Source organism: Rickettsiales bacterium Ac37b (genome assembly GCA_000746585.2).
GTDB lineage: Bacteria > Pseudomonadota > Alphaproteobacteria > Rickettsiales > Arcanibacteraceae > Ac37b.
This window is the reverse complement of record CP009217.2, coordinates 685,570-705,962: the sequence shown is the minus strand read 5'-3', so window position 1 is coordinate 705,962 and position 20,393 is coordinate 685,570. Positions and strand designations below refer to the sequence as shown.

The 20,393-nt window shown below is 30.3% G+C and carries 21 protein-coding genes; 10 read left to right on the top strand and 11 right to left on the bottom strand.

All coding sequences use genetic code 11. The features are described from left to right. Nucleotides 1-15: 15 nt before the first annotated feature. Nucleotides 16-1,407: a Dihydrolipoyl dehydrogenase gene (gene lpd, locus NOVO_03505; protein ID AIL65089.1), complete on the top strand. Its 1,392-nt coding sequence runs from the start codon at nt 16-18 to the stop codon at nt 1,405-1,407. 599 nt (nt 1,408-2,006) lie between these two features. Here lpd and NOVO_03500 read toward each other — a convergent pair. The 6 genes from NOVO_03500 to sbp form a co-directional block, all read right to left on the bottom strand. After that, nucleotides 2,007-3,308: a hypothetical protein gene (locus tag NOVO_03500; GenBank protein AIL65088.1), complete on the bottom strand. Its 1,302-nt coding sequence runs from the start codon at nt 3,306-3,308 to the stop codon at nt 2,007-2,009. 134 nt (nt 3,309-3,442) lie between these two features. Further along, entirely contained in the window at nt 3,443-3,577 is a 135-nt protein-coding gene (locus NOVO_03495) for a hypothetical protein (GenBank protein AIL65087.1), read from the bottom strand. Between the two features lie 238 nt (nt 3,578-3,815). After that, nucleotides 3,816-4,961 carry a Sulfate/thiosulfate import ATP-binding protein CysA gene (gene cysA, locus NOVO_03490; protein AIL65086.1) on the bottom strand — a complete coding sequence of 382 codons (1,146 nt, stop codon included), beginning with the start codon at nt 4,959-4,961 and terminating at the stop codon, nt 3,816-3,818. Between the two features lie 21 nt (nt 4,962-4,982). Then, nucleotides 4,983-5,795, bottom strand: coding sequence for a Sulfate transport system permease protein CysW (gene cysW_2, locus NOVO_03485; protein ID AIL65085.1), 813 nt, complete (start codon nt 5,793-5,795; stop codon nt 4,983-4,985). After that, the gene (gene cysW_1 / locus NOVO_03480; protein AIL65084.1) at nt 5,779-6,606 is read right to left on the bottom strand and encodes a Sulfate transport system permease protein CysT; all 828 of its coding nucleotides are present in this window, start codon (nt 6,604-6,606) and stop codon (nt 5,779-5,781) included. The genes cysW_2 and cysW_1 overlap by 17 nt, the downstream gene beginning before the upstream one ends. Nucleotides 6,607-6,609: 3 nt before the next feature. Beyond that, nucleotides 6,610-7,605 (bottom strand): Sulfate-binding protein precursor, encoded by a 996-nt coding sequence (sbp, locus tag NOVO_03475; GenBank protein ID AIL65083.1) that lies wholly within the window; start codon nt 7,603-7,605, stop codon nt 6,610-6,612. Nucleotides 7,606-7,695: 90 nt separating this feature from the next. Between sbp and NOVO_03470 the strand changes: the two genes are divergently transcribed. Both NOVO_03470 and NOVO_03465 read left to right on the top strand, forming a co-directional pair. Continuing rightward, nucleotides 7,696-8,094, top strand: coding sequence for a hypothetical protein (locus tag NOVO_03470; protein AIL65082.1), 399 nt, complete (start codon nt 7,696-7,698; stop codon nt 8,092-8,094). A 583-nt stretch (nt 8,095-8,677) separates the two neighbouring features. Next, on the top strand, nt 8,678-9,613 hold the full coding sequence (locus tag NOVO_03465) for an Ankyrin repeat protein (protein ID AIL65081.1): 936 nt from the start codon (nt 8,678-8,680) through the stop codon (nt 9,611-9,613). Nucleotides 9,614-9,729: 116 nt separating this feature from the next. Here NOVO_03465 and NOVO_03460 read toward each other — a convergent pair whose 3' ends face one another. From NOVO_03460 to kefA, 3 genes are all read right to left on the bottom strand, one after another. Beyond that, entirely contained in the window at nt 9,730-10,038 is a 309-nt protein-coding gene (locus NOVO_03460) for a hypothetical protein (GenBank protein ID AIL65080.1), read from the bottom strand. A 152-nt stretch (nt 10,039-10,190) separates the two neighbouring features. Next, nucleotides 10,191-10,583 carry a Transposase gene (locus NOVO_03455; protein AIL65079.1) on the bottom strand — a complete coding sequence of 131 codons (393 nt, stop codon included), beginning with the start codon at nt 10,581-10,583 and terminating at the stop codon, nt 10,191-10,193. 208 nt (nt 10,584-10,791) lie between these two features. Continuing rightward, nucleotides 10,792-11,778, bottom strand: coding sequence for a Potassium efflux system KefA precursor (gene kefA / locus NOVO_03450; protein AIL65078.1), 987 nt, complete (start codon nt 11,776-11,778; stop codon nt 10,792-10,794). 260 nt (nt 11,779-12,038) lie between these two features. Here kefA and NOVO_03445 point away from each other — a divergent pair, with 260 nt between their 5' ends. Genes NOVO_03445 through yidC form a run of 3 tightly spaced genes read left to right on the top strand, consistent with a single transcriptional unit; the run spans nt 12,039 to nt 14,355 of the window. Then, complete coding sequence (locus NOVO_03445) at nt 12,039-12,371, top strand: ribonuclease P (protein AIL65077.1); 333 nt, start codon at nt 12,039-12,041, stop codon at nt 12,369-12,371. A gap of 34 nt (nt 12,372-12,405) precedes the next feature. After that, entirely contained in the window at nt 12,406-12,648 is a 243-nt protein-coding gene (gene yidD / locus NOVO_03440) for a Putative membrane protein insertion efficiency factor (protein AIL65076.1), read from the top strand. A gap of 15 nt (nt 12,649-12,663) precedes the next feature. Further along, nucleotides 12,664-14,355 carry a membrane protein insertase, YidC/Oxa1 family gene (yidC, locus tag NOVO_03435; GenBank protein ID AIL65075.1) on the top strand — a complete coding sequence of 564 codons (1,692 nt, stop codon included), beginning with the start codon at nt 12,664-12,666 and terminating at the stop codon, nt 14,353-14,355. Between the two features lie 182 nt (nt 14,356-14,537). Here the strand turns inward: yidC and NOVO_03430 are convergent, their stop codons facing one another. Both NOVO_03430 and NOVO_03425 read right to left on the bottom strand, forming a co-directional pair. Then, nucleotides 14,538-15,950, bottom strand: coding sequence for a Transposase (locus tag NOVO_03430; GenBank protein ID AIL65074.1), 1,413 nt, complete (start codon nt 15,948-15,950; stop codon nt 14,538-14,540). After that, nucleotides 15,925-16,461, bottom strand: a complete 537-nt coding sequence (locus NOVO_03425) for a hypothetical protein (protein AIL65073.1) — start codon at nt 16,459-16,461, stop codon at nt 15,925-15,927. Before NOVO_03425 ends, NOVO_03430 begins: the two co-directional genes overlap by 26 nt. A gap of 344 nt (nt 16,462-16,805) precedes the next feature. Between NOVO_03425 and NOVO_03420 the strand changes: the two genes are divergently transcribed. The 4 genes from NOVO_03420 (at nt 16,806) to tlyC (ending at nt 20,109) form a co-directional block, all read left to right on the top strand. Then, nucleotides 16,806-17,447: a hypothetical protein gene (locus NOVO_03420; protein AIL65072.1), complete on the top strand. Its 642-nt coding sequence runs from the start codon at nt 16,806-16,808 to the stop codon at nt 17,445-17,447. Nucleotides 17,448-17,718: 271 nt separating this feature from the next. Then, nucleotides 17,719-18,663, top strand: a complete 945-nt coding sequence (gene ybeZ, locus NOVO_03415; GenBank protein ID AIL65071.1) for a PhoH-like protein — start codon at nt 17,719-17,721, stop codon at nt 18,661-18,663. Next, a complete protein-coding gene (locus NOVO_03410) occupies nt 18,660-19,193 on the top strand; it encodes a putative rRNA maturation factor (protein AIL65070.1) in 534 nt (177 codons plus the stop codon). Before ybeZ ends, NOVO_03410 begins: the two co-directional genes overlap by 4 nt. Nucleotides 19,194-19,203: 10 nt before the next feature. Then, the gene (gene tlyC / locus NOVO_03405) at nt 19,204-20,109 is read left to right on the top strand and encodes a Hemolysin C (GenBank protein AIL65069.1); all 906 of its coding nucleotides are present in this window, start codon (nt 19,204-19,206) and stop codon (nt 20,107-20,109) included. Nucleotides 20,110-20,393 lie beyond the last annotated feature (284 nt).

Sequence of the window (20,393 nt, the reverse complement as noted above, 5' to 3'; positions counted from 1 at the left end):
GAGCATTAGTAAGTTATGACAGAAAAATTTGATGTAGTGATTATTGGGAGTGGCCCAGGTGGATATGTAGCGGCTATTCGTGCAGCTCAATTAAAAATGAAAGTAGCAGTAATTGAACGGGAACATCTTGGTGGTGTATGTTTAAATTGGGGTTGTATACCTACGAAAGCTTTGCTTAGATCTTCAGAAATTCACCATTTATTACATAATGTAAGCGATTTTGGTTTTTCTCTCTCTAATATTACTTTTGATATTAAAAAGATTGTTGAACGTTCGCGTAAAGTTGCAGCACAATTATCTAGCGGTATTCAACATTTGCTTAAAAAAAACAAAGTTACTGTATTTGAAGGACATGGGAAATTATTAGGTAATAATAAAGTTTCTATTGAAAAAGATGGTAAAAGCACAGAAGTTTCTGCACCACATATAATACTCGCTACTGGAGCTCGACCAAGGATAGTATCTCCTTTAGAACCAGATGGTAAATTAATTTGGACCTCAAAAGAAGCAATGATACCTGAAACTATGCCTAAATCTCTTTTAATAGTAGGTTCAGGAGCCATAGGCATAGAATTTGCAAGTTTCTATCGCAATATGGGTGCTGAGGTTACAGTCGTTGAAATGCTAGATAGAATTTTACCTGCTGAAGATAGTGAAATTGCCCAAATTGCCCATAAAGCTTTTGTAAAACAAGGAATGCATATTTTAACTAGTACTACAGTTAAAGAAGTAAAAAAAGGTAAGAATAATGTTACAGTTACTCTAAATGTAGAAGGTAAAGAACAAAATATCACTGCAGAAAGAATTATAATAGCGGCTGGTATTGTAGCAAATACAGAAAATCTTGGTTTAGAGCAAACAAAAATAAAATTTGATAAAGGACGTATAGTTACAAATGACTACTTAGCAACAGATGAACCAGGGGTTTATGCAATTGGGGATATAGTTGGAGCTCCATTGCTTGCTCATAAAGCTAGTTATGAAGGTATAATATGCATTGAAAAAATTGCTGGTCTTGAGGTACATAAGCTGAAACGTGCAAATATACCTGCTTGCACTTATTGTACTCCTCAAATTGCAAGTATAGGATTATCTGAACAGCAAGCTAAAGATGCAGGTTACCAAGTAAAAATTGGACGCTTTCCATTTGTAGGGAATGGTAAAGCGGTTGCTTTAGGTGAATCAGAAGGGTTAATTAAAACTATATTTGATGCCAAAACAGGTGAATTATTGGGAGCCCATATGATTGGGGCTGAAGTTACAGAGCTTATTCAAGGGTATGCTATAGCCAAAAATATGGAAGCAACAGAGCTTGATATTATGCATACTATATTTCCGCATCCTACCTTATCTGAGATGATGCATGAATCTGTACTGTCTGCGTATGAGAAAGCCATACATTTTTAGGTATAAAAACCTTGTTTTAGAGTAGTATATATATCGCAGTGTTCTAAAGCAAGGTAGCTTTTATAGACAAGGCAAGTTAAATATTATGCAGTTAGCTCGTTTGTTCATGTACTTATTTGTACCTTGCGCACTTAGTACTATTTTTAAATTGCCGTGCCTATATATCAATTTTTAGATTTAAAGTTATTTTTTGTAATTATTAATAAGCTTTTACCTAGATTTACTATAACTATTTATACCGATGACATCATATTATAGAAAATACTTTTCTTGAACTTAAAAGATGGAGGGGAATATCTATCCGATATTGTAAACGGGAATCTTTTCAAGCTGTTTTTACTTTAAATGCTATTATAAGGCATCTACTCTAATTTATAACAATATAGTAAAAGCATTTGAATTTGCATACGGCGTCATTCGTTGCTCACCTAGCAATTAGTAGGCTTTGCGCCTCATTCCTTGTATCAAACTTCAACTGTTTTTACTATAGTGAGTTACTATTGTAAGGATTAAACTATCATTTACAGCCAAAAGCAATAAAAGCTTATTTATCATAATGGGGTGTACAGAGAATAGTAAAATATATTATTCAGACTTTCTTATTTGGCCATTAAAGATTCAGTATTACGTTGAAGATTTTTAGGCTGAATATAACTTGAAGTGGCTGTTAAACCAGTATATAAATGGTTTATATTTTGGCCTACGTTAATAGCTTGGAATTTATGTAATTGCCCTAACCTACTTACTCCTTGATTTCCTTCAAAAAAATCTATTACTTTACCATTTTTATAAATAATCACATCTTTAGACTCAAGCAATTGACCAGTTTTAGAGTTTAATCTGTCGACAAACACTAAGCCTGTAAATTTATTTTTTGCTCCTTCATCAAAATATATTTCATTATCTTTTGTTTGAACCATTATTAGACTATTACTGTTTTGTTCTCCTATACGGGAATATGTAAGGTTAGTTTTGCCATTTAAATTTGGTATTTGGGTGTCTTTTGAAGCTTCACATGAATAAATATTCAATGTAGTTAATTTACTTTTAGATTCTGTATAAAGGTCTGCAATTATTTTATCATTTTTTAGGTTAGTAGTAATATCTTTAAGTCTTGGTCTATATTTACGTATTAATTCTTCTAATACATGTTCACTTATATTATAAGAGTTGATAGGTGAATGTAAATTCTCTACTTGATTAGAGTGATCATTGTTAAGTGCTCGAAAAAATGAATATCCAAAATTTTGGTAATATAATTCCTTTTCTTCATGGTTAGCAGGGTTGAATAGATGCTGTTTTAACGTATTAATATTTTTCCCAATAGCAAAATTACAAACAATATTTTCTATATTGCTAGCTACAGATAATCCACAACAATTATCTAATTGTTGGTCTTGAGATATGTTGATATATTTATTATCTCTTACATTAATGCCTGATTGTTTTAAATAGTTGACTAAGGTAGAGGCAAAATGCTTGCCCGTTTCTCCAGTTGGTATTGAATTATTATATAAGATAGAAACTTCATTGGGTTTCGTAGTAGGAAGTATACTTATCAAGATAACATGGCCACCATCATCTATAGATAAAAATGAAGGTAGACTTTTTTTAGAGGCATTAATAGCATTCTGAATAGATTCACCAAAGAATTGTCTCATGTCCTCCATAGAGAGATTAGTAGTATTTTGTATAGAGATTCCATCTATAAAGCATGTTTTAGCTGCTTCATCAAATGTTATACTTTTATTTTTAGCAATTTGCATTAATGCTGCTGCTTTTATGTGCTCATGTGATAGCATAAATTCAGTATTATAATGACCATTTTCTATAGCTGATTGGTTACGATATACTTTTGGGGAATTTTGAGCTTGACGCCATACGCTGTGAGATACTTTCATAAATTGCTCATATATGTATTTGAAAAGAATTAAGTAAATTTACCATAATGTTATATTATAGTCACTATAGTGAGACTTTTTTATACTCTTCTTAAGTGTTGTGATTGGAAATTTACCGGATTTTTTAACAAAAGTCAAGATATTAATAAAAATTCAATATAAATTGGTATTAACATATTAAAATTATGTTTATTACCATTTTTCTGAGTATGATTCACTGTTTTTACTATAGCGGAAAGATTAGTAAGAATATGTGAGTGTTTTTGCATAACTAGTAAAAATTACACGTTCTTTTTTAGCTTTATATCTTTTATCAAGAAATTAGAGATGAGCTATGGGACTGTTAACAAAGTCTTTATTAGCAATCTTTTGATCTAATTTTTTCTATATTTCGGTAATTTTTTTGCTAATATTACCAATATTAGCTGCAAAAATTCACTTAATATACCCTAAAATTACCCCCAAAATCTTATCTAAAAATATTTTGTTAACAGTCCCATATATATTTTATGCGAAAACAGTGACTTCTTGAGGTCTTACAAAAATTTCTTCTCCTTTAGTAATAGCTAAATTATCAAATATCGTTTTAGTAATTTCTGCATGTATTATATTGCCATTTCTTCTAATAAGCTCTAACTTCACTGTAGAAGAAGTAGGGTAAATGTGCACTACTTTAGTTATAATATATTCTTGACCTATGATAGGTTTTTTTGTTAATTCCATATCATAAGGACGAGCAAATATGCGTACAAAATTACCTTCTGATGTAATAGATTGAGCCGTATCTTTATTAAGTTTTTGATTAAAAAATTGTAGGACATTTTCAAAATTATTTTTTATCCAGTGAGATTTAGAAGCTTTATCTTGTTTATGTTCTGCTAAATCTACTATATGTATAGTACCAGTATCATCTTTTATACCTTCAAATATATTAAAGGTACCTAAAAAATCATAAACAAATTCATTAGCAGGGTGCTGATAAGTTTGGGCAGGAGTATCAATTTGTTCGATTGAGCCGTGGTTCATAATGACAATGCGATCTGAAACTTCCATAGCTTCTTCTTGGTCGTGGGTTACAAATACAGTGGTAACCTGCATATCACTATGGAGTTGGCGCATCCAGCTCCTAAGTGATTTACGAACTCTAGCATCTAGAGCACCAAATGGTTCATCTAGCAGTAATATATTGGGAGAAATTGCAAGAGCTCGCGCTATAGCAACACGCTGTTTTTGTCCACCAGATAACTGCATAGGATAACGATCTTTGAGATGAGAGATATGCATAGATTCAAGTAGTTGATTTACTTGATTTTGGATCTCTTCTTTAGAAGGTTTTTCTGATTTTGACATTATATTTATACCAAAAGCTACATTTTCAAATACTGTTAAATGCTTAAATAAAGCATAATTTTGAAATACAAAACCAATTTTACGATCTTTAGGAGTTTGTGTAGCTATATTAGTATTGTAAGTTAAAATAGTACCTTGATCAGCCATTTCAAGACCAGCTATAATACGTAATAATGTAGTTTTACCTGAGCCTGAAGGTCCTACCAATGCAATAAGTTCTCCTGATTCAATTTTTAAATTAATATTATTTAGAATTTTAGTATTACCCTTTTTTTTAGAAACATTGTCTATTACTATGCTCATATTGTTATCTCGTAAATTGTCCTAATGGTTATATTTTGTTTCAATAAATAATTTTACTATTAAGGTAATTACTGCCAGTATGGCAAGTATAGAGGCTACTGCGAAAGCTCCAATAAAATTATATTCATTATATAGAATTTCTACGTGTAATGGGATAGTGTTTGTAACACCTCGTATATGGCCAGATACTACTGAAACAGCTCCAAATTCTCCCATGGCTCGTGCATTACATAATAAGACACCGTATAACAATGCCCATTTAATTTTAGGTAATGTAACATAAAAAAATGTTTGCAAGCCAGTAGCACCAAGTGATAATGCTGCCTCCTCTTCGTTATAACCTTGTTCTTGCATGAGAGGTATAAGCTCTTTCACTACGAGAGGAAAAGTTACAAAAGTTGTGGCCAGTATTATACCAGGTACTGCAAAAATGATAGAAATATCATATTTCGCAAGCCATTCTCCTAATATACTATCATTGCCAAATAATAAAACATATATCAAGCCAGCTATGACTGGTGAAACCGAAAAAGGTAGTTCGATTAATGTAGTTAATATAGCTTTACCATAAAAATCAAATTTAGTAATACACCATGCAGCCATAATACCAAAAATTAAATTCAGTGGCACAGTTACTAAAGCAACTAAACATGTCAATTTAATAGCAGAATAAGATTCTTGCTCAAATATAGAGTTTATATAATGGCCAACTCCACCTCGAAATGCTTCAATAATCACCATTAATAACGGAGCGATAAGAAATAAAAACACAAATAGCAACGCAATTGTAATCAATATAATACGTACTATTTTAGGCTCAGTGGTATTGATCATGTCGATTGCTCCATAATTGTAATATATTAATTATTAACAATAACATGAAAGAAATAATTAACATAACCACTGCAATAGCAGTTGCAGCACTATACTCAAATTGCTCAAGTTTAATGGTAATAAGCAAAGAGATAATCTCTGATACTTTAGGTATATTACTAGAAATAAAAATTACTGAACCATATTCTCCAATACCACGTGCAAAGGCTAAAGCAAAGCCAGTAATCCATGCAGGAAGGATATTAGGTATGATAATTTTTGTAAAAATTTTTAAGCGGCCTGCTCCAAGTATCAATGCTGCTTCTTCTATATCTTGTTCAATATTTTGTAATACCGGTTCTATAGTTCTAACTACAAAAGGCAGACCTACGAAAATTAAGGCAAAGCATATTCCGATAGAAGTAAAAGCAACTTGAATCCCCATATGTGCTAAATATTTACCTAATATACCTTCTGGAGTATAAAGTAGTACAAGGGACAGGCCTGCAATCGAAGTAGGTAATGCAAAAGGTAGATCAATGATTGCATCAATAATTTTTTTCCCAACAAAATTGTAACGTACTATCACCCAACATAAAATAAAACCCAGAATACTATTTATAAGTGCAGCTATAAATGCGGTAAGGAAAGTTAACTTATATGCTGCAATGACTCTAGAGTCAGTAATAATTGTAAGAAACTCAGCAAAAGTTAAAGAAGCAGTTTTGATAAATAAGCAAGACAGAGGTATCAATACTATGAATGAGGTGTAAAGTAAGCTATAGCCTAGTGTAAAATAAAAACCTGGAATAATATTAGTTTTTTTTAACATATATTATTTGTATACCTGATCAAAAATAGCATTATTAGCAAAATGCTTGTTATATACTGCCTTCCACCCCCCTAATGTATCAATTGTTACAGAATTAATTTTAGAAAAATAGTGCATATATTGTTCTAAAATGGCTTTATTGATTGGGCGATAATAATTTTTAGCTATAATTTCCTGTGCTATATCCGTGTAAAGAAACTCTAAATAGGCTTTTGATACTTTAGTAGTTTTATGTTTTTCAGTTACTTTGCTTACTACAGCAACAGGTAAATCTATTTGCATAGTGATTGAAGGTATAACAATCTCAAATTTGTTCTGTGCTAAATGGTTAGTGATAAGTAACGCTTCATTTTCCCATGCTATAAGGACATCACCTATATTTCTATGTACAAAACTCATGGTGGAAGCTCTAGCTGAAACATCTAATATTGGAACATTTTTATAAAGTTTTTTAATAAATTTTATGGCTTCTTCTTCATTATCATGAAATTTGTTGATTGCATATGCCCACCCAGCCAAATAATTCCAACGTGCACCTCCTGACGTTTTCGGATTAGAGGTAACAACTGTTATGCCTTCTTTTATTAAGTCATCCCAATCTGCTATATGTTTTGTACTGTTTTTTCTAACTAAAAATACTATAGTAGAGCGATAGGGAGAGCTATTATTGGGTAACTCATTATACCAATTATCATGAATTAATCCTTTAAGAGCAATCATTTCTATATCATATGCAGTAGCTAGACTAACTACATCGGCTGATAATCCTTCTATGACAGAACGAGCTTGTTTGCTAGATCCTCCGTGAGATTGTTTAATTTCAACTTTTTGCAGATGTTCTAATTCCCATTTTTTGCTGAAGGCGTTATTAATCTCTTGATATAGCTCACGCGTAGGATCATATGATACATTTAATAAAGATATTTTATCTTCGGTAAATGCTATATTAGGTAATAGCAAAATTAATAAAGTAATTAAAATCTTATAATTTAAAATCATAGGTCTTTATTCATTATGTATATTTATTAATCATTTCTTATAAAATTATGATTATATTAGTAAGTAACACATTCAAAATAGGGTAATTTGATGCATAATTCCACTACTGAAGTCTCAGAATTAATTGAAACCCTTTTTACACAACATGAAATTAAACATAGCTTGTTTAAAATTCTTGCTGCTCTTAAGTCTTACGGTAATTTAGATTCTCCGCATTTAATTTATTTAATGCGTAACATATTATACGCGTTTTCTAATCGTGTCGATAGCCAAATTGCTAACTTATCTCTTACTCAAGAGCAGTTTGAACTATTTTATTATGAATTATTAAAGATTATCATAGAATTAAACAAAAGCAATACTCAAAAAATAGATGAGCGTAAATTAGCACAAATTATTAAGAGATTTTTTCTTGCATTGAATAAAACGGTTAAAGAATGCAACGCATCTGAAGAAGTTCTTGATTTTGATACAAATTCAATGAAATAAATAAGAGAGAACTTAAAAAAAGCTGTAATTTATGAAATTTATAAATTTACTAATCCCAGACGTATTGCTGGTGAAAGTAAATTTGAGAATTTTATTAATAATATTCTTAAAGGTGGAGTAGCCTACGCTAAACGATTTGAACCTGAGACTATTAAAGAGGAGGAGATAAAATATACATATATGGTTAAAAATAAACGTAATTTAAGCAAGCCTACCATTGGTAAATAATATGGACGTTAAAAAGTCTTTATTAGCAGTATTTTGATCTAATCTTACCAGTGTTAGCTTCAAAAATTTACTTATCTACCCTGAAATTATTTCTAAAATCTTATCTAAAATACTTTACTGATAATCTTGTAGTGAACGAAACGTCATAAAATATATCGCTAATAATAAAGATAGAGTATAATATTATTACAATGAAAGCAGTTGAACTTACATATGTCGTTGTTCTTTGTTTTCCTACTAGTTGTAGGTTTCTCTGATCACTTCTTATATCAAGTGTTTTCACTATATATTGAAATATATTATTATTTAGTAATTGACCAAAGCTATTTTTATATTGTTAAAAGGATTACATATAATGAGAATGGTAACCGCAGATTCCAGCAATAGAGCTACCCAGAACTTTTTTGATGCAGCTTTTAAAGTAGACTTAAATCAATTTTCTATATTATTAAAGAATGACATTAGTTTAATAGCAGGTATTTGTCATCCAGAAGAAAATTGTAATATATTACATTTAATTGCCTCAGAAAAAGTAGAATCTAAGATTTTAAAGATCATTGAATTGATATATAGCAGTCCTAATAATTATAATTATTGTATGTATTTTTTAAAGGCGTTTAAGGCTATGGATTTTCAAGGTAATACTCCTTTAATGTTATCTATAAGTAATAATAACACTGAAATATTTCAAATATTTTGTGGCCTATATTATAAATGCCTTGCTCAACATGATTACTCAAAGTCTGAAATATGGTTAGGATTAGTATCAGTTATAAACTTTATAAATAAACAAGGAGAAACAGCCCTACATATTGCTGCAAAGTATACAAATATAGATGCGATTAGAATTTTACTGCATATGGGAGCTGATATAAATATCCAAAATTATGAAGGACGTACAGCGTTACATATTGTTGCAAGATGTAATTGTTTTAATATCATAGAGTTGTTGCTTAGAAAAGGCGCGGATATAAAGATTGTTGATAACAATGGTAATACGCCAGCACATTTAGTCTCTCAAATGCAAGGGGGGAATATAGACGCTCAAAAAAATACTTTGAGGTTACTTGCTTTGCATGGAAATAATCCACAATTACAGAATTATCAAGGCTATACCGCGCTTGATGAAATGTATATGCGAAATATGTCAATATGGAGTAAAATTGTAGATAATAGAGATATTGAGTCAGCATATATGGCACATATATTACGAAAACATAATATTACCTCAAGCTTTACACTCAAAGAAGATATTAGACGTAATAATTATTTTGGATGTACAGTAATCTGATGTATAGTTTTTTCAGCTTCCTTAGCAGATAGTCATGATGAGCGAAACCTACTTTTGTTAGGTTAGCGAAGAAAAACGCATATGTTAATTCAAATCAAGAAGCTATATATAGTCAATTAAGTTGAGAATAGCATAGAGAAGCCATAATCAATAGCATCGCTAAGGTTATTAAAATTAGTAATGATAGGTTTGATTTTAGCTTTTAAATGAGCCCAATATTTTTCAATTGGGTTGAGATCAGGAGAGTAAGGTGGTAAGAATAAAAGTTTACAGCCTATATCTTCTATTAAATTCCTAGTTCTAGCTGACTTATGGAACGTTGCATTATCAAGTATTACAACTTGACCAAATCTTAGTTCGGGCACCAAACACTGACTAACCCACTCGTTAAAAACTTCTGTATTACATGTGCCCTTGAAACACATTGGCGCAATAATTTTCTTCCCAACCTTACCTGCAATAAAGCTTTCTCGATCATGTTTTTTACCTGAGATATCACCATAAACTTTACTTCCTCTGAGACTGTATCCCCAAGAATAGTACAAATAGCTATCAATTCCACTCTCATCAATATAAACTATATCTTCCGCTTTATAGTTTGCGATAGCTGCCAAAAATAATTGCCGTTTTGCTTCATCCCGTTCACGATAGAGTGTGGTCTTTTTTTTCGTGTGATCCCCAAAGTCTTGAATGCCAAACAGATAGCAGCTGTAGACACATTAAAAACCTTTGCAAAATCAGATAATAGCCAATTGCTGTTTTTAGACACCTCGTTTAATAATTTGATTGGATCAAGCTTCTTCCATGGCTTAGCTGCTCGTGTGGCTGCTAAATTCCCGGATTTCGATCTCGATAACCATCTATAAATTGTTCTTTCACCTATGCCAAAAATTCTTGCAGCTTCTTCTCTGGTATAACCTTTATTAACATAGTGAATTACTTTTTTACGTAAATCTAAGGAATATGCCATTGCTTCTACTGTTTTGGGTTTATGAGCTTTTTAATATATCATATATCATGTCTTTATCAACTTAATTTACTATAGTAAAAACATTTGAACTTGCATACATAGCTCTGCACTTTCCTACTAATTGTAGAATTCTCTTATCGCACTAAGTAATCAATGCTCAACTGTTTTTACTAGCAAGAAGCTGAGAAAGCTCTAATCATCTTATAACTTAATGAGAATTATGGTTGTGATAAAATGCTATAGGTATATTATGTTGTTGTAACAAAGAATTTATTGAATGCAGGATATTACTAGTAATTTGTTTGCGATCTGGACCGCCATTTACGTCTATCCAAAAATTTAATACAAAGTGTAATACACCACCTTCAATTGAGTTCAGCAATATTTGAGGTCTAGGATATTTCAATACATCTTTATTTTGCTCTAAAGCGCTGTGTAAAATACTCTCTACATCTTGTGAGGAGGTATTATACATACAGTATATGTTTGTTGAGATACGTATAATAGAATCATTTAATGTATAATTAATAATAGTATTTTGTAAAATTAAACTATTTGGTACCAAAACATCTATATTATCTGCTGTGCGTAGTATAACACATCGTGGTCCAATATTAACTACACGTCCTATATTTCCTCCTCCTACGTCTAGAAGATCTCCTAGTCGAATAGGTTGCTCAATCATAATTGTAAGGCCACTAATAACATTATTTAATATATGTTGACTTCCAAGCCCTAAGCTGATTGCTAATGCACCACCAATAAAAGTAAAAATGGTTAAAGGAACGTGCGAAATTTCTAATACTGTTAAAGTAATTAATATAATAAATAGTGCATGAATAACTTTTTCTAAAATGTTCTTTACATTAGGTTCTAATTTGATAATATTCAGAACCTTTATTTTTGTTAGTTCAGTTAAATAGCGTGCTAATCTAAGCCCTAATACAAATAATATTAAGCCGAGTAAGATATTACCAAGGGTAATAGCCTGCTTATCTGTTGTAGTATATATAGAATAATTCCAGGCTCGTAATAAAGGCATAGTTATAGTGTAAGCTAATTGGCTAAGATTGCCCTGAAAAAAAGATAAAATGGTTTGGATAGACTCATTATTATCCTGACTACTACTATATAACGCAGAGCATATTACAAGCGCTATTAAAAATAAAATAGGTAATATATATTTTTTATACATAAATTTTAGGTAATTGACTTAATCATAATTAATTAGTATATAGAGAAGCTCTATATATGCAAGAGGTCCTTTTAATATATAAATATAAAATTGGAGTTTTATAGTGAAACGTACATATCAGCCTAGCAAATTAGTAAGAAAGCGTAGACACGGTTTTAGATTGAGGATGGCAAGTGTTGGCGGACGTAGGGTACTTAACAATAGACGTGTTAAAGGACGTAAACGCCTTTGTGCCTAAAAAATAAATAAAGTTTTATTTTATGTCCACTAATAGAAGAAAAGCAGATTTTTCTTTTATTCTAAATAATGGTATTAAAGTTGTGGGCAGTACACATGTTTTATTTTGTGCCAAAACTTATAATTGTAATAAAATATCAGTAGGTATTATAGTTAGTAAAAAACTTGGGAATGCTGCTAAGAGAAATAGAATTAAGAGGCGCTTAAGGGCAGTTGTACAAAATATATTTCCTGAAAATTCTCCCTGCTATAATTATGTTATTATTGGCAGAAAGAAAACTTTATACTGTCCTTTTAATCAATTAATTAATGATTTTAGATATAGTATAAGAAAATTAAATGCCCTTTTTAATTAAATAAGATGCTTGATTGCATAAAAGAAGAGTTATTATGTTTTTAATACGTATATTGTTATTATTAATAATTAAAATATATCAACTTATATTTTCTTCTATCATGAAACCATCTTGTAGATTTGCTCCTAGCTGTTCTGAATATGCGTATGAGGCTTTAATTCAACATAACTTATATGTTGCTACTAAATTAATATTTTTAAGAATTATAAAATGTCATCCGTGGGGAGAATCTGGATTTGATCCCGTTCCAAAGCAATTAAAAACAACTGATAACTAATAATAAAGTGATCTTATGTCTGATTTAAAAAAACTTTCTTTAGCAATTATATTGTCAACGTTGGTATTAGTGTTATGGCAGTATTACTATGAATTACCTAAAATAGAACAACATAAAGAAGTTAATAAAAAAACGTCCGTTATTGATACTAATAATAATGTATCATCAGCCATCACAGAAAATATATTACAATCACGGGAACAGGCTCTTTCTTCAACACGCCATAACCGGGTCACAATTGATAATAGTAGATTGCATGGCTCTATTGATTTGCATGGCGCAAGATTAGATGATATTACACTAGCAGAATATAAAGAATCTTTAGATCCCAATAGTAATGAAGTTGTATTACTTTCTCCTCCTGCTACAAAAGAAAGTTATTTTGCAGAATTCGGCTGGGTATCTTCAGATCCTAATCTTAAGCTCCCTAATTCTAAAACAATATGGGAATCTGATAATAAATTATTAACAGTTAGTAATCCTTTAACCTTGTCCTGGAATAATGGTGAAGGACTACTATTTACTATTACAGTTTCGATAGATAATTATTATATGTTTAATATCAAGCAACAGGTGGAAAATTACAGTGAGAAGCCTATTGTAATTTCAGCTTATAGCTTGATTAATAAACCAATGCCAACAGATCATAAATCTAATTCTATATTACATGAAGGTCCTATAGGGGTATTTAATGGTATATTAAGTGAATCTACTTATGATGATTTGTTTTCTGATAAGCAAAAAGAATTTATGCATAATAAAACAGGAGATTGGTTAGGTATTACAAGTAAATATTGGCTAACAGCTCTGATACCTAATATTCAAGATAATTTTACAGCACATTTTCATGCTTTCACTAAAGGGGGGCAAAATAAAATACAAGTTGACTATATAAGTCAGCCATACATAGTACAACCTAACCAGTCTATCGAAATAGGTAGCCATTTTTTTACAGGAGCTAAAAAACTTAAATTATTAGACCAGTATGAGAAATCATTACATATTAATTTATTTGATAGGGCTATAGATTTTGGTTGGTTTTATTTTATTACAAAGCCAATGTTTTATGCACTACAATATTTTTATTCATTTGTAGGAAATTTTGGTATTGCAATTTTATTACTTACTGTAGTTGTAAAATTAATTATGTTTCCTCTTGCTAATAAATCATATCATTCTATGAATAAAATGAAACAATTGCAGCCTTATATTAATAAATTAAAAGAAAAATGCGGCAATGATCGTATGAAGTTTAATAAGGAAGTAATGGATCTATACAAACGTGAGGGAGTAAATCCATTATCGGGTTGTTTGCCTATTTTGATTCAAATTCCAGTTTTCTTTTCATTATACAAGGTATTATTTGTGACTTTAGAAATGCGTCAAGCTCCTTTTTTTGGATGGATACACGATTTATCGATGCCAGATCCAACTTCATTCTTTAATTTATTTGGACTAATTCCATGGTCCCCTCCAGGTATATTACATGTAGGTATATGGCCTATTATTATGGGTATTACTATGTATTTACAACAAAGGATGAATCCTGAGCCAACTGATCCAGTACAAGCACGAGTTATGAAGTTTTTACCAGTGATATTTACGTTTATGTTTGGTTCGTTACCTGCGGGTTTAATTATATACTGGGCTTGGAATAATGTTTTATCAATAGTTCAGCAATTTGCTATTAATATTAAAAAGTCATGATAGTCTTAATATTATGCACTATATTTTTTCAGCTTCCTGAGTAGATAGGAATGATAAGCTATAGTAAATTAAGCTGTATTTGGGACGAGGGTAGATAGAGCAAAGCCTACAAATAGTAGGAGAGCTTTGAGTTAACTGCGTCTGCAAGTTCAAATCAATTTACTATATTTACATTCTGATCCTTATAACATCCTAATCTTAAATTTTGTTCCATTATAGATATGATTCTTAATATAGGATAAAAATTGGCTAATTGAATCAATTTGATCATCATAATTGGTAATAGGAAAAGATAATAATTCATACTCCAATTCTGTTAACCACTTGCTCTCGAGAGGTAAAAATACACGCCCTAACTCAAACATTATTGAGCATGATGCAAAGCGTGTGATCTTATCTCCTACAGGTCTGATAGCCATTAAAGGTAATTTTCCCTCCCTCTTAAAATCTTGCAATAATGACTGACCACTTGCTTTATCTTCAATTAAAATTAACTCAGCTTTCCATCTTCCTGCTAAAGCTTCTACCAACTTTTTTAAATCAGGATACTCAACTCTAACACGACATATATCTATTAAATAATAGTTATTCTTATCTAGCATCCATGTACTACATACTGTATAGTTATTATTTCTACCGGCTTTAATTGCTGTATCCCAGCTCTGAATTATTTTGCCACCTATAGGAATTTCCTTATAACGTTTAATCCATTCAGCCTTAATCATATTACCCATAGTATTTATAGGCATTTGCTGATATTGGGCAGCAAAACTATATTCTCCTAATTCATTTTTAATTATATTTAATTGGATTTTATCTTCTCTTTTGGTATGTAATATTGATCCTTCTTCTCTTATTATATTTAATTTACCTACTGAAATATAAGTTTTTTGATGCGTAATAGCTGGTATTTTTAGATAATACCGTGAACAAGAGTTTTTCTTCAATAAATAACCAGCTAAATCGTTCTCATGGAATCTTTGCATCACAAGTACGATAGAACCTGTATTTTTATCATCTAAGCGACTAATAAATCCTTGTTCAAACCATTCTATAACTTTGTTACGCTGCTTGATCGAATTTATATGCATAAAATTATGAGGATCATCCACAATTAAGACGTTTCCACCTTCTCCAGTATTTGTACCATTAATAGAGGTTGCAAAACGAAATCCTCCATGATTTGTAGCAAATTTATATTTAGTATTCTGGTCATATCTTAAAATTGTTTCTGGAAATAACTCTCTATACCATTTAGAAAGCATTACTATTCTACAATCTAAAGAATGTTTATTGCTAAGTAATTGAGAATAACTAGCCACCATAATACGCTGAGTAGGATTATGGCCTAATAACCATGCAGGCCATGCTACACTGACACATAATGACTTCAAATAACGAGGTGGCATATTAATAACTAAACGCTTTATCTTACCTTGAGCTACTTCCTGCAATATCTCGGATATTAGCTCAATATGCCAATTATATAAAAATTTTGTTCCTGGATTGACAGTTATAAAACTTTTACCAATAAAGCTTGTGAAATCAGCTTTTAGTAACTCATAATATTTATGCCTGAGAATTTTGGTTTGCATAATCTATATTAGCAATTATACCAAAAAATTCTGCCAATTTTCCTAATCCATATTTTAAGACTTCTATTTCATTATATCTTTCCTCTGCTATTACCTTCAATTCATTAAAAGGCTGCTTAAGCGCATAAGAAAAACTGCGCGGAAATTGATTAAATAAACACAAATTAGTAACTACGCTAAATGCTTTACAGCTACGTAATATTAAAATTGCTTCTTGATATTCCAGATTTTTAATTTTTAACCATTCTTCATCATAATTATCTAAAGAACGTCCTTTAACATAACTATGATCATAAGCTTTGAGATGGAATATACTAAATCTTAATGTATAAAGCTTACGTAAGTAACCCCCTGCTTTATGCTCTATGTTACTTAAGATACCTTTAGCTAAGAAAATATCTAAGGGTTCCCTAGTTAAGCCAGCCTTATGTTTGATTGAAAGTTCTTTAGTAATGATATTAGAATTATCAGGATTCCGGCGAGGACGACCTCTTTTGCTTGTAAAACCCATTCCTGGTACCTCTAAATTGTAAAAATATCACATATACAAATTATATAATTAAAAATTGTAACTACGGAAGTACCTTTTTTTAAAAAAATTAAAGGTTTAGTTAAAGAAAAAAATATATAGTGGCATGTAATAGAAAGATTGCTATACCATAATTAAGCAAGGCTAGCTCAAAAATTTATTTTTAATTTTTTAATACAAATTATATAATATATCTTAAGATTCCTACTATATGCAATAAATTAATGTTTAATAAAAAATTAACTACTATTTCTTACTATTAAAATTATAATTATTAGCTATAAGGTATATAGCTGGATCATTGACAACTCAAGTAGGAGATAATAATGTCATTATCTAAAGTTTCTAAATTAAAAACTACACATAAGGTGAATACCAAAAGTACCACCTCTAAACATTCTACTCATCAATTAGATTCTCTAACAAAATCAGTTGTTAATTTCCTTGATGAACATCAACAATTAATTAAAAATCATTTAAAGCAATCTAGCAGCCATGATTCTCCTGTACAACAGTTAGCCAAACTAATTGTACATTTAATTACTAATGAACGTCTTTTAAAAGAAAAAATTAAAAACTCTAACGACACTTTATATGCTATTTTACAGAATGCTATTGCCAAGGTAAAAAAACCTACTTCAGGTTCTAAAACCACAAAAGCCAAAGCTTCAAAAACTACTAAGAAAAAAACTGTAGCAAAAAAGAAAGTTACAACTTCTAAAGCCAAAACTACTAAAGCTAAAATTAAAGCTAAAGTAGCTACAGTTAAAAAGAAAATAGCAACTGCTAAAGCTAAAGTTACCAAAACTAAAATCAAAGCCAAAGTAGCTACGGCTAAAAAGAAAATAACAGCTGCTAAAAACAAAACTGTATCTGCCAAGAAGAAGTCTCCTTTAGTGTCTAAAAAGAGTTCTTCTAAATTAAAAAGTTTACATTCTAATAAGTCAAAACTTCACAAAACAGCTTAAGAATGTATAAAAGAGTAGAAAAGGGGTATCTAATTAGAAAAATGTATTCGTAAGTATGAAAAGGTTGTTTATATGCCCCCTTTTTATTTAGAAATCAGACTAGATTTATTTATAATTTATTGTTATATTCATTAGTTATATATTATTTTACTAATTGGCTTTTAAAATGATCTTTCAAGCACTATATAATTGTATATCTATCAATCATAGAGTTTTAACTCTAAATGATTGACTGACATATATTACTGTATTTCAATATATTTCTTAATATATGGCTACATTTATAAATAATCATCTTGCTTATATAACTTTTGATAACAATAGTTTGCTGTCTGAATTATTTGGTACAGATGATAGCTATTTACGCTATATAGAGCAAAAGTTAAAAGTTACCATTACAGTTCGTGGTAATAAATTATCTATATCAGGTTTTGCTAAACAAACAGATTTTGCTAAATTCGTCCTAGAAACACTATATAAACAACTAAAGCAAACTAAAAGTCTTGATATAAAAGACTTTGAATCTACAATAGAATTAGCGCGCGCAAATCAAATGAACATATCTACTGACTCAATATATATAAAAACTCCTAAACGTGTGATATCACCTTATTCATATAATCAATCACAATATTTATGTGCTCTAAAAAATCAAGAAATAGTATTTGCAACAGGGCCTGCGGGTACTGGTAAAACTTATCTTGCAGTAGCTCATGCTGTTCATATGTTTCTTACTAAACAAGTAGAGCGTATTATACTAACTCGACCTGCAGTTGAAGCGGGTGAAAAACTAGGCTTTTTACCAGGTGATATAAAAGAGAAAATAGATCCATACTTACAGCCTCTATATGATGCTCTTTTAGATATGATTAATGCCGATCTGTTAGCAAAATATATGGATAATGGCGAAATAGAGTTAGCACCACTTGCATTTATGCGTGGACGTACCTTAAATAATGCTTATATAATATTAGATGAAGCGCAAAATACTACTACTATACAAATGAAAATGTTTCTAACAAGATTAGGAAAATATTCTCGTATGGTTATTACGGGTGATCCTTCTCAAGGGGACTTACTTGGCCAAAAATCTGGACTAGTAGATGCTATAAATAAATTATCATCTATACCAGAAATTGGTTTTATTCTACTTAATGAAAAAGATATTATAAGAAATCCTTTAATAATAAAAATTATACAGGCATATAATCAATGAATAATGCAGATAGTAATTTTTCCTTAAACATAGATATAAATGTTGATGAACCTGGATGGCATACCCATCTTTCAAATATTACAGATTTAATATATGATATATCATATAATACTTTTAATACTTTAAATTGTACAAAATACTTAAGGAACATAGAATTTTCTGTCACCCTTATAAATAATGAAGAAATACAATTATTGAACAATACTTATCGCCATCGTGATAAAGCTACAAATGTTTTATCATTTCCCGTACAAGATATTGACCCAGAAAATATTACCAATCTAGCACCTCATTATCTTAATTTTATATTGTTAGGCGATATTATAATGGCGCTAGAGGTTATTAATGAAGAAGCAATTACTCAAAATAAAACTTTTTCCAGCCATTTTAGTCATTTACTCGTACATGGTATATTACATTTAATGGGATATACTCATGATAATGATCAAACTGCTGAAAAAATGGAAAAATTAGAAATTGCTGTTTTATCTAATTTTGGTATACAATCACCCTATATGTGCAACAAGTAATATAATAATTATGTCAAACGAAAAAACCTCTATTTATAGTAGTAATATTAAGTTTAATTCTATTCTTTATAATATAAAAACTTTCTTTAAACATATTTGCGGCATACATTCTTCTTCTTCTCTTGAGGAGTCAGTTGCAGAGTTAATTGAAGAACATACCGCAGAAGGATATACTATAAGTCCTGAAGAAAAGGTTATTCTCCAGAATGTAGCACGCTTTGGAGAAATGAAAGTGAGTGATGTAATGATACCACGCACTGATATAGTGGCAGTAGAGGCACTCATTTCCCTGGAAGATTTAAAAAAAATCTTAATTCAGCAAGAACATACTCGTATGCCTGTATACCGCGAATCATTAGATCATGTAATTGGCTTTATTCATATAAAAGATCTTCTTCCTGTTTTAGTTAATGAAAAACCTTTTGTAATGGAAGATATAATAAGGCAATTATTGGTGGTCTCTCCATCGATGAAAGTTGTAGATTTACTAGTAAAAATGCGTCTATCTAGAGTACATATGGCATTAGTACTTGATGAATATGGTGGTATAGATGGGCTAGCCACTATCGAAGATTTAGTTGAAGAATTAGTGGGAGAAATCCAAGATGAGCATGATGATACTTACGAACCTGAATTAATTCTACTTGATGATAGCACAATCGAAGCTAGCGCAAGACTCGCTATAACAAAACTTGAAAAGCAATTTAATATAGAAATCGCTAGTAAAGATAGTGAAGATTTTGACACTATAGGTGGTTTATTACTATCATTAGTTGGTTCAGTACCTGCACAAGGAGAAAAAATTATGTATGCTCCAGCATCAATAGAATTTGAAATCTTAGAGAGCGATCTAAGGCGTATTAACAGGGTATTAGTACGTAAACAACACAACTTTGACCAAAATGAAAAAGATTAATTTTTAACTTTTTGTTCTCATTTTAGAGAATAATTATTAGCTAATGTAACTATATAAGATAATCATCTATAAAACTTTCAGAGTTTCATATTTTTTTCTTGTATAATAAACATTATTCAGGTTAACATATTTCTACCTAGTAAATTACTACTTTTATGCTAGAAACACTAAAAAATATAGTGTATATAATAATATAGGAATAAAGTTAGAGAAATAAAGTTATGTAATTAAAATTTTGTACACAGAAAATTAATGTTTTGTTTGTATAAAATATTATAGGTTTA